The following is a 12,776-nucleotide window of genomic DNA, read 5'->3' as shown; positions in this document are numbered from 1 at the left end:
GAACGAATCTGGCGTCAGTCCAGCGTGATCTTGCCGTTGATGATCACCTCGCGCCAGCGGGCCAGCTCCTGCGCCTGGAACCTGGCGAACTGCTCGGGCGTCGAGGCCACGACCTCGAAACCCTGTTCGGTCAGTTTGGCGGCAATCTGCGGATCGTGCAGCGCGCCCGTGATCGTCGCGTGCAGCGTGGCCTTCACATCCTTCGGCAAGCCTTTTGGCGCCGCGATGCCCTGCCACGAATAGACGTCGACTTCCTTGACGCCAGCTTCGCCCAGCGTCGGCACGTTCGGCAGTACCGCCGAGCGCTTGCTGCCCGTGACGGCCAGGGCCTTGAGCTTACCTGCCTTGATGTGGCTGAGCACGACGTTGATGTTCTGGAAGGACGCGTTGGCGTGGCCGCCCAGCAGGTCGGTGATCGCCGGTGCGCCGCCCTTGTACGGCACGTGCAGGCCCGAGGTGCCGGTCTTTTGCCAGAACAGCGCCGTCGTCAGGTGGTCCGAGCTGCCGGCGCCCGACGTGGCGAACGTGATCTTGTCCGGATTTTTCTTCAGGTAAGCGACGAAGTCCGCGACCGTGTTGGCCGGCACGGTGGCATTCGTCACCAGCACGTTCGGCGCCTGCACGGCCACGGTCAGCAGGTCGAAGTCCTTCGACGGATCGTAGGGCAGGGTTTTCTGCAGCAGCGGGTTGACCGAATACACGCCGATCGACGCGACCATCAGCGTGTAGCCATCGGGCGCCGCGCGCTTGACGTAGCCGCCGCCCAGCGCGCCGGTGGCGCCCGGACGGTTATCGACCACCCACGGCTGGCCCAGTTTGGCGCTGACCTTCGGACCGATGGCCCGCGCGATGGCGTCGGTGGAGCCGCCCGCCGGGAACGGCACGACGACATTGATTGCCTTGTCGGGAAAACCTGCTGCCTGGGCGCCACCTAGAATTGCCAGTCCCATGAGCAGGGATGAAACCTTGGTACGGATCGTCATTGTGTCTCCTCGTTGTTATGGTGTCAGGACTCAGAAGCTGTGGCGCACGCCCAGGTTGTACGCGGTGTCGCCGCTGCCCGATTCGGTATTGTTTGCCACCGTGTAGCCGGCGCCGTTGCGGTTGTCGACATGGCCGTAGGCGGCGTACAGGCCGGTGCGTTTGGACAGCGCGTACAGGTAGCCAACGCCCCAGGAATTGGCATCCTGATTGAAACGGGTGCGGTCATCCTTGTGCAGGACCGACGCCAGCAGCGTGCCGCCCATGACCGGCGCCGAGATGCCGAGCAGGTAGCTGCGCCCGTCCGTTGACGGCGTCGGCCGCACGCCGCCATACGGGTTGTTCGGGTTGATCAGCGGCGCGGCGTTGTCGCCCTTGTCGCTGCTGATCCCCGAGTGCAGCTTGATCCAGCCGGCGTTGTACGAAGCCGCGAGCAGGATGTTGCGGCCGATCGACCGGTCCACTCTAGGTGCGGCGCCATTGGCCGCGACATCGGTGTTCTTGTTGTTGTAGACGAGGCGCACGGCCAGCGGGCCGGCCGCGTAGCCAATCGCGCCGCCGAACTGGCGCCCTGCGGCCGAGCGGCTTTGCTCGCCCACGCTGTAGGCCAGTTCGCCGTCGAAGCCGTTCTTCTTCGGCGTGGCGTAGGTGATCGTGTTGCTGGTGCGGATATTGGTGCCGTTGTGGGGAAACAGGCTCTTGGCGCTGCCCGCATAGCCGGTGTTGAACGGGTCGACGATCGAGACCATCGCCGTGTGATACGGCGTGTACTGCCGCCCGAGCGCCACCGAGCCGAACTTGGTGCGCAAGCCGACGTAAGCCTGACGATTGAAGATGGTGCCGGCGGCGTCGATTTCGCCAGTATCGATCCTGGTGCCGCCTTCAAGCGTGAAGAAGGCGGCCATGCCGTCGCCCAGTTCTTCCACGCCGCGCAGGCCGAAGCGCGAAGCGGCGGCGGCGCCGCTGGTGACCTTGGTGACGCGTCCGGCGGTGCCGCCATCCTCGACGACGATGGCGGCGTCCACCAGGCCGTAGAACGCGACGGACGTTTGGGCATGGGCCGTGCCGGCGCCCAGTAACAGGACAAGCGCTGCTGCTGTTTTCAAGACTGTCTCCTTTGTTATGTGGTCGGACCTTATGCGATCCGTACGCAGCCTTCAGCAGTCGCATGCCTGGGGCTGGGTCCATCATAGAGCGGAGATCAATGCCGAATCAATCCAAAGGCTGTCGCCACCAATACAGGAATTGAATCAATCTCGGCGTCAGGCGGGATGGAACGATGCCAGCACCTGCTGCTTGAGCAGCGCCAGCACGGGATTGTCGTTGTCGCGCCGGTAGGTGGCTACCAGGTGCACCGGGTCGGTGGCCACCTTGCGCAGGACAATGCCTTCGAATTTCAGCCGGGCCGCGCCTTCCGCGATCAGGGCCGCGCCCATGCCGGCGCCGACCAGGGCCAGCATCGTGTGCACCTGGCCGATGTGCTCGACGATGTCGGGCACCACGCCAGCCCTGGCGAACCGTTCGCTCAGCATCTGGTAGAACGGCCGTGCCTCGTACGGCGAGTACATGACGAATGGCTTGCCGTGAAAGCAGGCCAGCGTCGGGGCCTCGGGCCACAGGTGGGCGTCGCTTTCCTGGATCGCCAGCATCAGCGATTCGGTCACCATCAGGATGCTTTCCAGTTCGCTGTTGATGGTGTGGGGGCGCATCAGGCCAAGGTCGATTTCACCGGCGTTCAGCGCTTCGACCTGCGCCGTGCTGACCAGCTCCTTGAGATTGAGGGCGACCTGGGGACAGGTCTGGCGGATGCCGCGCACGACCGCCGGGAGCAGGCTATAGCCCGATGCGGCGCTGAAGCCGATCGTCAGCGAACCCTGTTCGCCGCTGGCGGTGCGGCGCGCCTTGACCGCGGCTTCCTGCGCCAGGCGCAGGATACGGGTCGCTTCGGGCAGGAAGGCCGCGCCGGCGGCGGTCAGCGTGACGGAGCGGCTGGTGCGCTCGAGCAGGGCCACGCCGACGCTGTGTTCGAGCAGCCGGATCTGGCGGCTCAGGGGCGGCTGCGTCATGTTCAGGCGCTCGGCTGCGCGGCTGAAGTGCAGCTCTTCGGCGACCGCGACGAAGCAGCGCAGCTGGCTGATTTCAAACAAGGGTTACCTCTTCACCAGAATACGGCGGGTCGCCGGGCGAATAGTGTAACCGGTGAAGAATTACTCGCCCACGTAGTTTCGGTGGAAACGGCTGCCCAGGCGCGTGAGCACCTCATACCCGATCGTGCCGGCCTGCGCCGCCACATCGTCCACCGTCTGCTGTGCGCACAGCAGGTCGACGCTCTGGCCCGGCGCAATGCGCTCGTCCGGCACGCCGGTCACGTCGAGCGTGATGCTGTCCATCGACACGGTGCCGACGAAGGGCACGGCGACGCCGTCGATGTACGCATACGAGCGGCCGCTCAGCGCGCGCAGCCAGCCGTCGGCGTAGCCGATGGCGATCGTGGCGATGCGGCGCGGGCCGGGCGCCACGTAGCGCGCGCCGTAGCCGACGATGTCGCCCGCGTCGATGCTGCGCAGCTGCACCACGCGCGCAGCGAGCGACACCGCCTGCGCCAGCGGATTGACGCCGCCCGGCTGCGGATGGATGCCGTACAGCGCCGCGCCCGGGCGCAGCAGGTCATGATGAAAGGCCGGGCCGAGGAACACACCCGACGAATTGGCCAGGCTGCCCGGCACGCCGGGAAACAGCGCGCGTACAGCGTCAAAACGCTGGCGCTGGTGCGCATTGATCGGATGCTGCGCTTCGTCGGCGCAGGCCAGGTGGCTCATGACCAGTTGCGGGCGCAGGCCATCGAGCCAGCCCGGGTCCTGGCGCAAACGGTCGACATCCGCACCGGCCAGGCCCATGCGCGCCATGCCCGTGTCGAACTGCAGCGCGGCCGGCAGCACGCGGCCGGTTTCCCGCGCCAGCGCGCGCCACTCTTCGAGCTGGCCCGGATCGTTCAATACCGGCACCAGGTCGTGCGCCAGGCAATCGCGCGCCGCGCCGGGCATCGCGCCGTGCATCACATAGATGGTGGTCCCGTCCGGCAGGAGCGTGCGCAGGCGAATGCCTTCATCCAGGTGCGCCGTGAAGAACGTGCGGCAGCCTTCGGCCACCAGCGCGGCAGCCACTGGCGTCATGCCCAGGCCATACGCATCGGCCTTGAGCACGGCGCCGCATTCGACACCGCCGCCAAGGTGACGAAGATGGCGGTAGTTGGCCCGCACCACGTGCAGGTCGACGGTGAGATACGCGCCGGCGCGCGTTGCGGACGGCATTGCCTCAGTTCCGCGCCAGTTCGGCGTCAGGCGAGACGTCGCGCGTGCCGGCATAGCGGAACACGGCCAGGTCGTCGGCGCGGATCGCCGGCGTCTTGCCACCAACCAGGTCGGCGATGACGGTGGCCGAACCGGCCGCCATCGTCCAGCCTAGCGTGCCGTGGCCCGTGTTGAGGAACAGGTTGCGCAGTGGCGTGGGGCCGACGATCGGTGTGCTGTCCGGCGTCATTGGCCGCAGGCCGGTCCAGAAGCTGGCCTGGGCGGTGTCGCCCGCGCCGGGGAACAGGTCGTTGACCACCAGTTCGAGCGTTTCGCGGCGGCGTGGGTTGAGGTCGAGGTTAAAGCCCGACAGCTCGGCCATGCCGCCCACGCGGATGCGGTCGTCAAAACGTGTCACGGCGATCTTGTAGGTTTCGTCGAGGATGGTCGAGACGGGTGCACGCGCCGCGTCAACGATCGGCACGGTCAGCGAGTACCCCTTCATCGGATACACGGGCACCGGGAACCAGCGCTGCAACAGGGCGCGCGTGTGGCTGCCCGTGGCCAGCACGTAGCGGTCGGCCGTCAATACGCCCTTGTCGGTGACGATGCCGGCGATCTCGCCGCCGGCTTCTTCCAGACGGCGCACGGTGGTGTCGAATTCAAAGCGCACACCCAGGTCGCGCGCCATGGCGGTCAGGCGCGTGGTAAACAGCTGGCAGTCGCCCGTTTCATCGTTCGGCAGGCGCAGGCCGCCGACCAGCTTGTGGGCGACATTGGCCAGCGCCGGTTCGGCCGCCGCCAGCTGCGCGCCTTGCAGCACTTCGTACGCGACGCCGGCGTCGCGCAGCACGTTGATGTCCTTGGCGGCGCTGTCGAATTGCTGCTGCGTGCGGAACAGCTGCACGGTGCCTTGCTGGCGGCCTTCGTAGGCGATGCCGGTGTCGCGCCGCAGCTGGCGCATGCAATCGCGGCTGTATTCGGCCAGGCGCACCATGCGCTCCTTGTTGACGGCGTAGCGCGCCGGGTCGCAGTTGCGGTACATCTCCCACATCCACTGCAGCTGGAACAGCGTGCCGTCGGGCTTGATCGAGAGCGGCGCGTGGCGCTGGAACAGCCATTTGGCGGCTTTCAGCGGAATCCCGGGCGCGGCCCACGGCGAGGCGTAGCCGGGCGAAATCTGGCCGGCATTGGCGAAACTGGTTTCGAGGGCGGGACCGGGCTGGCGGTCGATCACGGTGACTTCATGCCCGGCCAGGGCCAGGTAATACGCGGTGGTGACGCCGACCACGCCGCTGCCCAATACGATGACACGCATAATTTCCTCGAAAAGAATCAGGATTTGGTAAAGCTTGCCATCGTACCGCCAGAAGGCTGATAATTGTTTCTGTTAATACGGCAGTTTTCAGTAAAAATTACGGAGTTTGTCCATGCGCGTACAAAAGGCGTCGAACCGGATCCTCGACCGCATCGACCTGCACATCCTGGCGATCCTGCAGCAGGATGCGCGGATCGTCATGAAAGACCTGGCCGAGCAGGTCGGTCTGTCGCTCACGCCCTGCATCGAGCGCGTCAAGCGCATGGAGCGCGATGGCGTGATCATGGGCTACTACGCACGCGTCAATCCGCAGGCACTGGGCATGCAGATCCTGGTGTTCGTCGAGATCAACCTGCACCAGAAATCGGACAAGGCCTTCGAGCGCTTCCGGCGCGCGATGCTGGCCATTCCCGAGGTGCTCGAATGCCACCTGGTGTCGGGCGACTTCGATTACCTGATCAAGGCGCGCATCCCCGAGATGTCCGAGTACCGGCGTCTCCTGGGCGAGATCCTGCACGTGGCCGATGCAGGCCAGTCGAAAAGCTATGTGGTGATGGAAGAACTGAAGGAAACGCTGGCGCTGTCGATTCCGCGCTAGCGCAGCACAGCGGCAGCGACGCACTATACTGGTGGGTCAATTTAACCCCCCATGGAGTGCCCGTGAACACCCTGACTTCGCTGCTCGGCATCCGCCATCCGATCATCCAGGCGCCGATGGCCGGTTTCGGCACACCGCAGCTGGCAGCGGCCGTGACCGATGCCGGCGGCCTGGGTTCGCTGGCGCTGGGCGCCGGCACGGCGGCGCAGGCCGAAAGCGCGATCGCGGCGCTGCAGGCGCTGACGGGCGGTCCGTTCAACGTCAACCTGTTCACGCACGCGCCGGCGCAGCTTGACGCGGCGCGCGAGGCGCGCTGGCTCGATCATCTTGCGCCGCACTTCGCGCGCACGGGCCAGGCGCCGCCGGCGGCGCTGCGCGAAATCTACCGCAGCTTCCTGGCCGACCCCGACATGCTCGAGGTGCTGGTGCGCACGCGTCCGGCCGTGGTCAGCTTTCATTTCGGCTTGCCCGGCGCGCAGCAGGTCGACGCGCTGCACGGCGCCGGCTGCGTGCTGATGGCCACCGCCACCAACCCGTTTGAAGCGCGTGCCATCGAGGCGGCCGGCATCGACATCGTCGTCGCACAAGGCTACGAGGCCGGCGGGCATCGCGGTATCTTCGATCCGTCGGTGCCCGATCCGGCGCTCGGCACGTTTGCGCTGGTGCGCCTGCTGGCCAAGGCCGTGCGGATTCCGGTGGTCGCGGCCGGTGGCATCATGGACGGGCAGGGCATTGCCGCCAGCCTGCGCCTGGGCGCGCGTGGCGTGCAGATGGGGACCGCCTTCCTTGCTTGCCCGGAGGCGAATACATCCGCGCACCACCGCGCGCTGCTCGCGCAGCCCGATCTTGGCACGGCGGTGACGGCGACGATTTCGGGCCGGCCGGCGCGCGGCATCGTCAATCGGTTCTTCAGCGAGATCGGTGCGCCCGGGCATCCGGCTGTTCCCGATTACCCGATCGCCTACGACGCCGCCAAAGCGCTGCATGCCGCGGCCAGCAGCCAGGGGCTCGACGACTATTCAGTGAACTGGGCCGGGCAGGCATATGCGCTGGCGCGGCCCATGCCGGCGGCGCAGCTCGTGGCGCTGCTGGTCGAAGAACTGCGCACTGCGCACGAAGCATAAGATGGCGCGCCAACCCGACCTGCCGCTGCACGAGGTGCGCCGTTTCCTGGAGCCGGAACCGGTGGTGCTGGTCACGTCCGCCCACGCGGGCGAGCGCGACGTGATGGTGATGGGCTGGCACACGGTCATGGAATTTACCCCGTCCCTGATCGGCTGCGTGATCTCGTCCGCCAACCACAGTCACGGCCTGATCCGCGCCAGCGGCGAATGCGTGATCAATCTGCCTACCAGCAGCCAGCTCGAGGCGGTGCTGGGCGTGGGCTCGACGTCCGGTACCGACACCGACAAGTTCGCCGCGTTCGGCCTGACGCCGGAGGCCAGCGAACTGGTGGCGGCGCCGTCGATCCGCGAATGCCATGCCCAGTTCGAGTGCCGGCTGCATGACGACAGCCTGGTTGAACGCTACGACTTTTTCATCTGGGAAGTGGTGGCAGCGCGCGCAGCGGCGCGGCCGCGGCATCCGGAAACGCTGCATTACAAGGGCGATGGCACCTTCATGGTGGCGGGCAAGGTGATCCGGCGTCAGCGCGACGGCTTGAAGTAGTCGCGCCGCTTCAGCGCGCCCGCCAGGTGGCTGCCCTGGCGGCCGGGGGGCGCGCCGGGCATCGTCACCAGCGCAAGGTCGGTAGAAATGCGATGGAGCGAGAGCAGGTCGAGCAGCGCCGCAACGAGCCGCCGCCCGAGCGCGATGTCGCCGTCTTCGATCAGCGGCAAGGCGCGGTGCAGCGCCGCCAAAACGACGGCGTTGTCGGCCAGGTGATCGTGCAGGCGGTGATAGTCGAGCAATTCCATCACCGTTTCTTCGTGCCGGAATCCCGCTTCGACCCGGGCCACCAGCACGGGAAACTCGCGCACGAAATGGGCATCCGGCGTGCGGACAGGATCGAGCGCACACGCCAGGCGCTCGCACAGGCGGCGCCGGGCATGGCGAATGGCGGCGCCGATAGCGCCCGTCCCACCGCCCGGATAATGGCGAAAGCCCATGGTGTGATCAGTGCGCGATCAGTGCGCGATCAGGAGCGGCACCGGCGCGCTGCCAATCAGGTCGCGCGTGACGCCGCCCAGGAACCATTCGCGGTAGCGGCTGTGGCCAAAGGCGCCTATCACCATCAGGCCCGCGTGGACATCACGCGCCATGTCGATCAGCGCGTCGCTTTCCCGTGCTTGGGTATGGGCGACGACGACATTGACCTTCACGCCATGACGCGCCAGGTACAGCGCCATATCCGCACCCGGTTCTTCGCCGTGCAGCTCGGACTGGCGTTCGGGGTTGATCAGCCCAAGCGTGACGCTGCCGGCGCCCGCGAGCAGGGGCAGGGCGGCGCTGATGGCGCGCTGGGCCGGCATCGAGCCATCCCAGCCAATCAGCACGTTGCCGGGGAGTGGCGCGCCGTCGTAGGCGGGGGGCACCACCAGCACGGGACGTGTACCGCCCAGTGCCAGGGTCTGTGGCAGGCCGTGTTCGGCGCCGAAGCGATCGTTGGGATCTGGCTGGCTGACGACGATCAGGTCGGCATAGCGCGACTGCAGCAGCAGGCCGTCGTGCGTGCTGCCCTCGAACAGGCGCGCTTCGGCGCCGGCGATCCCGAGGCGCTGCGCCTGCTCGATGAAGGCGTCAAGCCGGATGCGGACGTTGTCGCGCAGCGCCTCGAACGCGCGGTCGGACAGCGGCACCGCCATGCCGCCATTGAGCACCGCATAGTTGGCCAGCGAAATGCCGGTGGCGCCGGCGCCGACGAGGTGGGCGCCGTGCATCTCGGCCAGCACTGCCGCCGCGCGCAACCGGCTGGCCTGGCCCGTACCGCCGTCGATCTGCAGCAGGATAGTCTTGAACATGGTTGACTCCGTTCGTATGGGGCGTGCAGAGGTGCACGACGAGAAAATCATACGCCCGGCGCGCGCCCATGTCAGGCGCGCGTTTGATGCAGGTCAAGCAGTCAGCACAGCCGCCAGTACCATGACCAGGCCGGCCAGCGACACGAGCCATACCAGCGAGCGCACGTACGGAATCCCGGCCGCATACAGCGGGATGTAGACGATGCGCGCGATCAGATACATCCAGCAGCCCCACAGCGTGAGGTCGCCTTCGCTGCCTGACACGTGCGCGATCAGGACCGCGCCGATGAACAGCGGCAGCGTCTCGAACAGATTGGCCTGCGCGCGCTGCAGACGCGCCGTCACGGGCCGCGGTGGCGGGGCTTCGCCGTCGCGGGCGCTGGCGTTGTACTGGATACCGGTCTCGGCGGTGCGCAGGTTGGCCACCAGCATGATATGGACAAGGGCCAGCACGAGGGTCCAGGCCAGCAGGGTCAGTTCGGTCGTCATTGTTGTTTCCTTGTTATGTGGGTAGACGGGAGCAGTGTCGCGCCTTTCCCGTGTTCAGGCGCGCACTGCTGACCGGCCCGCTGGAAGGTCAGGGGCGAGCCTGCCCCTCGCCCAGCAGGTCGCCCCGCGGCCGCCCCCACTGGGGCACGGGCGCCGGACACGGCTGGCTGGCCATTGCCTTGTATGGCAGCGTCGAGAAGTTGTCCTCGCCGGGCGCAGAAAAGCGGATGTCGGTGGCCTTGCCGTCGATCAGCGATGGCACGCGCGCGAAGCGCAGCCAGGCGTCGAACTGGCAATTGTCGCGCTGCAGCCCGCGCAAGCCGGCCAGGTTGCCGCCTTCGCGGTACTTCCAGGCAAAATCGGCAGGTGCGCTGCCCGGCGTGCCGCCAAAGCGGGCGGGGCAGGCATCCACGCCCGTCACGCCCGGCGCCAGGCTCAGCACGCCAAGGCGGATCGCATAACTGCCGGCGCCGCCATTGTCAGTCACCGTCGCGAACGACCAGCACAGCGGATTGGACGGGAATGCCGACAAGGGCATGTCGAGTACGCGGCTGCCTGGTTCCACCTGGGCCAGTGCGCTGCGGATCTGTTCGCGCGCCAGGTGCCCGGCCACACCCTGGATGGCGATGAAGCCGATGCAGGCGACGATCGCCGTAACCAGGCCAGCGGCGCCGGCCCGGCGCGACGCCAGCGCGATCACACCGGCCAGCAGCAGCAAGCCAACGAGCGAGCCCCACTGCAGGAAGCCCATCGCGAAAAACACGACCGGCGCGGCCAGCATCAGGCCGGTGAGCAGCGGGCGCAGCACGCGGCCCGGCACCTGCAGCGCCAGCGCCACGCCCAGGGCGGTCCAGAACACGGGTTCGACGATGAACACGATGTCGCCATACAGCCAGCGCGCATCGAGGGGATAGAACGGGTGCACCCCGTACACGTTCAAAAAATCGAATGACAGGTGCAGCACCATGCCGAGCGCGGCCGTGGCAAGGATCGCGTTGCGCGCCGTCCGGTCGCCCTGCATGAGTCGCCGCGCGCCCGGCCACAGCAGCCACATCAGTCCCAGCAGCAGGGCGATCTGCGGCAGCGCGAACAGCAGCGTGTGCGTGTGCCCCCGGTGGTGCAGCAGATAGCCCAGCGGCGGGGCCAGCAGCGGCGTCAGTACCAGATCCAGGTCGGGGAAGTTGCTGGCGAGCGCGCCGGTGGCCAGCAGGACGCGGCGACGGGTGCGCCCGCGCTGCGGATCGGGGTGGGCAGGCAGGGCGCGGTCGACGAGTTCGCCAAGGGCAAGGCCGACGAGAGAGTGGGTCAAATTATCCATTTGCAAAGTTTATCCTGAAAAGCAACACCTTGACCCCGGCCGAGGATGACGCACGCTCTACATGGGATTGACCGGACCATTTTTGATCCAAATCAAATTTTTTTAGGAAAGTCGTCCGTACAATCTAAATATTGCATTAAGGAAACTCAAGGAGAGCGCAGTGCGTCATAACCAGCCCGTCACCACGACCGAATACCGGATACAACCGGGCCAGTCGATCGTCTCGAAGACCGATACCAAGGGCCGCATCACCTATGTGAATCCGACGTTTGTCGAGGTCAGCGGCTTTTCCGAAGTCGAGCTTCTGGGCAAGGCCCACAATCTGGTGCGTCATCCGTCCATGCCGCCCGAGGCTTTTGCCGACATGTGGCGCACGCTGCAGGGCGGCGAGCCGTGGACCGGCCTGGTCAAGAACCGCTGCAAGAACGGCGATTTTTATTGGGTGGTGGCCAATGTGGCGCCGATCCGCGAACGCGGCCAGATAACAGGCTATATGTCGGTGCGCACCGCGCCCACGCGCGAACAGGTCGAGACCGCCAGCGCGCTGTACCGCAAGTTTACCGACAACGACGCGCGTGGATTGGCCATCGCGCGCGGGCGCGTCGTGCGTACCGGCCTGGCGCCCGATCGTCTGCTGCGACTGCTGCGCGATGCGCCGCTCGGTCAGCGGCTCGGCTGGCTGATGGGCGGCCAGACGCTGCTGCTGTTGGCGCTGGCCCTGGCGGCCGGAGATGGCGTCTGGCGCGCGGCCGCCGGCGCCGGTGCGCTGGCCACGCTGGCGGCCTGGTACGGGCTGCAACGCAGCATCGTGCAGCCACTGCGCGAGGCGATTGCAACCGTCAATGCACTGGCCGGCGGCGATCTGTCGCATCCCGCGCCGGTATCAGCGGCCGGCAGCGGCGAGATGGGCCGACTGCAACTGGCGCTGCGCCAGTTGACCGTCAACCTGACGGCAATCATTGGCGACGTCCGTGACAACGTCAGCTCGATCGAGCACGCCACACGGGCGATCGCTGCCGGCAATGCCGATCTGGCCAGCCGCACCGAAGCGCAGGCCGCGAGCCTGGAGCAGACTGCGGGCAGCCTGGGCACGATTGCCGAGGCAGCGAGCCGCAACACGGACAGCGCCGTGCGCGCCGATGGCATGGTGCTGGATGCAACCACCGTCGCCGGGCATGGCGGCAAGGCCGTCGAGCGCGTTGGCGCGACGATGCAGGAAATCAGCGCCTCGTCGAACCGGATCGGCGACATCATCGGCCTGATCGATGGCATCGCATTCCAGACCAATCTGCTGGCGCTGAACGCCGCCGTGGAAGCGGCCCGCGCCGGCGAGCAGGGCCGGGGCTTCGCGGTCGTGGCCGGTGAAGTGCGCAGCCTGGCCCAGCGCACGGCTGGCGCCGCCCGCGAAATCACGGGACTGATCGAAGCGTCACGGGCCCACGTGGGCCAGGGCGGGCAACTGGTCGACGCCGCCGGCCAGACGATGCGCGACGTGGTCGGCAAGGTGGCCGATGCCGCCGCGATCATGAGCGCGATCACGGCCGCGAGCCGCGAGCAGGCGCTGGAAATCGATGGCGTGAATGCGGCCATGGTGGAACTCGACGCAATCACGCGGCGCAACGCGGCCCAGGTCGAGGAATCGGCGGCAGCGTCGGGCAACGTGGCCGATGAGGCGGCGCGCCTGTCGCTGGCGCTGTCGGTCTTCAAATTCCGGAGCACGGCGCGGGCGAAGACTGCCGACTCGGCCGCGTTTGATGCACCGCATGGATTCATCCGGCATGGATCAATAAGCTGATCGCTGTTGGCGCTGCGTTGCTTCCTG

At 67.1% G+C, this 12,776-nt stretch carries 13 protein-coding genes; 4 read left to right on the top strand and 9 right to left on the bottom strand.

Annotated elements, in window-relative coordinates; translation table 11 throughout:
- Positions 1-14: 14 nt before the first annotated feature.
- The 5 genes from AC56LV_RS08115 to AC56LV_RS08095 all read right to left on the bottom strand — a co-directional run bounded on the left by AC56LV_RS08115 (position 15) and on the right by AC56LV_RS08095 (position 5,589).
- The gene (locus tag AC56LV_RS08115; protein ID WP_499556875.1) at positions 15-983 is read right to left on the bottom strand and encodes a Bug family tripartite tricarboxylate transporter substrate binding protein; all 969 of its coding nucleotides are present in this window, start codon (positions 981-983) and stop codon (positions 15-17) included.
- Positions 984-1,013: 30 nt separating this feature from the next.
- A complete protein-coding gene (locus AC56LV_RS08110) occupies positions 1,014-2,087 on the bottom strand; it encodes a porin (protein ID WP_499556874.1) in 1,074 nt (357 codons plus the stop codon).
- A 156-nt stretch (positions 2,088-2,243) separates the two neighbouring features.
- Positions 2,244-3,128: a LysR substrate-binding domain-containing protein gene (locus AC56LV_RS08105; protein WP_499556873.1), complete on the bottom strand. Its 885-nt coding sequence runs from the start codon at positions 3,126-3,128 to the stop codon at positions 2,244-2,246.
- 60 nt (positions 3,129-3,188) lie between these two features.
- A complete protein-coding gene (gene alr / locus AC56LV_RS08100) occupies positions 3,189-4,292 on the bottom strand; it encodes an alanine racemase (RefSeq protein ID WP_499556872.1) in 1,104 nt (367 codons plus the stop codon).
- Between the two features lie 4 nt (positions 4,293-4,296).
- On the bottom strand, positions 4,297-5,589 hold the full coding sequence (locus AC56LV_RS08095; RefSeq protein ID WP_499556871.1) for a D-amino acid dehydrogenase: 1,293 nt from the start codon (positions 5,587-5,589) through the stop codon (positions 4,297-4,299).
- 112 nt (positions 5,590-5,701) lie between these two features.
- Here AC56LV_RS08095 and AC56LV_RS08090 point away from each other — a divergent pair, with 112 nt between their 5' ends.
- From AC56LV_RS08090 to AC56LV_RS08080, 3 genes are all read left to right on the top strand, one after another.
- The gene (locus tag AC56LV_RS08090; RefSeq protein WP_499556870.1) at positions 5,702-6,187 is read left to right on the top strand and encodes an Lrp/AsnC ligand binding domain-containing protein; all 486 of its coding nucleotides are present in this window, start codon (positions 5,702-5,704) and stop codon (positions 6,185-6,187) included.
- 62 nt (positions 6,188-6,249) lie between these two features.
- Positions 6,250-7,311 carry an NAD(P)H-dependent flavin oxidoreductase gene (locus tag AC56LV_RS08085; protein ID WP_499556869.1) on the top strand — a complete coding sequence of 354 codons (1,062 nt, stop codon included), beginning with the start codon at positions 6,250-6,252 and terminating at the stop codon, positions 7,309-7,311.
- Between the two features lies 1 nt (position 7,312).
- Positions 7,313-7,855 carry a flavin reductase family protein gene (locus tag AC56LV_RS08080; protein ID WP_499556868.1) on the top strand — a complete coding sequence of 181 codons (543 nt, stop codon included), beginning with the start codon at positions 7,313-7,315 and terminating at the stop codon, positions 7,853-7,855.
- Here AC56LV_RS08080 and AC56LV_RS08075 read toward each other — a convergent pair.
- The 4 genes from AC56LV_RS08075 to AC56LV_RS08060 all read right to left on the bottom strand — a co-directional run bounded on the left by AC56LV_RS08075 (position 7,834) and on the right by AC56LV_RS08060 (position 10,954).
- Positions 7,834-8,295 (bottom strand): hypothetical protein, encoded by a 462-nt coding sequence (locus AC56LV_RS08075; protein ID WP_499556867.1) that lies wholly within the window; start codon positions 8,293-8,295, stop codon positions 7,834-7,836. The two genes, AC56LV_RS08080 and AC56LV_RS08075, sit on opposite strands and share 22 nt — an antisense overlap.
- A gap of 18 nt (positions 8,296-8,313) precedes the next feature.
- Positions 8,314-9,147 (bottom strand): universal stress protein, encoded by an 834-nt coding sequence (locus AC56LV_RS08070; protein WP_499556866.1) that lies wholly within the window; start codon positions 9,145-9,147, stop codon positions 8,314-8,316.
- A 93-nt stretch (positions 9,148-9,240) separates the two neighbouring features.
- Positions 9,241-9,636, bottom strand: coding sequence for an MAPEG family protein (locus AC56LV_RS08065; protein WP_499556865.1), 396 nt, complete (start codon positions 9,634-9,636; stop codon positions 9,241-9,243).
- Between the two features lie 88 nt (positions 9,637-9,724).
- Positions 9,725-10,954 carry a metal-dependent hydrolase gene (locus AC56LV_RS08060; RefSeq protein WP_499556864.1) on the bottom strand — a complete coding sequence of 410 codons (1,230 nt, stop codon included), beginning with the start codon at positions 10,952-10,954 and terminating at the stop codon, positions 9,725-9,727.
- Positions 10,955-11,114: 160 nt separating this feature from the next.
- On the opposite strand from AC56LV_RS08060, the gene AC56LV_RS08055 reads away from it, so the two are divergent.
- Positions 11,115-12,749, top strand: coding sequence for a methyl-accepting chemotaxis protein (locus AC56LV_RS08055; protein ID WP_499556863.1), 1,635 nt, complete (start codon positions 11,115-11,117; stop codon positions 12,747-12,749).
- The last annotated feature ends 27 nt before the right edge of the window (positions 12,750-12,776 follow it).

The sequence above is a fragment of the Telluria sp. RB2R28 genome (genome assembly GCF_059685835.1).
Note: the sequence above shows the minus strand (reverse complement) of the source record. Positions and strands in the feature narration are given on the sequence as shown.

What these genes read in the sequence shown, in the direction of transcription:
- AC56LV_RS08080 (WP_499556868.1), top strand. Translation starts at nt 7,313, where the DNA reads ATGGCGCGCCAACCCGACCTGCCGCTGCACGAGGTGCGCCGTTTCCTG.
- AC56LV_RS08090 (WP_499556870.1), top strand. Translation starts at nt 5,702, where the DNA reads ATGCGCGTACAAAAGGCGTCGAACCGGATCCTCGACCGCATCGACCTG.
- AC56LV_RS08065 (WP_499556865.1), bottom strand. Translation starts at nt 9,636, where the DNA reads ATGACGACCGAACTGACCCTGCTGGCCTGGACCCTCGTGCTGGCCCTT.
- AC56LV_RS08060 (WP_499556864.1), bottom strand. Translation starts at nt 10,954, where the DNA reads ATGGATAATTTGACCCACTCTCTCGTCGGCCTTGCCCTTGGCGAACTC.
- AC56LV_RS08115 (WP_499556875.1), bottom strand. Translation starts at nt 983, where the DNA reads ATGACGATCCGTACCAAGGTTTCATCCCTGCTCATGGGACTGGCAATT.
- AC56LV_RS08070 (WP_499556866.1), bottom strand. Translation starts at nt 9,147, where the DNA reads ATGTTCAAGACTATCCTGCTGCAGATCGACGGCGGTACGGGCCAGGCC.
- alr (WP_499556872.1), bottom strand. Translation starts at nt 4,292, where the DNA reads ATGCCGTCCGCAACGCGCGCCGGCGCGTATCTCACCGTCGACCTGCAC.
- AC56LV_RS08075 (WP_499556867.1), bottom strand. Translation starts at nt 8,295, where the DNA reads ATGGGCTTTCGCCATTATCCGGGCGGTGGGACGGGCGCTATCGGCGCC.
- AC56LV_RS08095 (WP_499556871.1), bottom strand. Translation starts at nt 5,589, where the DNA reads ATGCGTGTCATCGTATTGGGCAGCGGCGTGGTCGGCGTCACCACCGCG.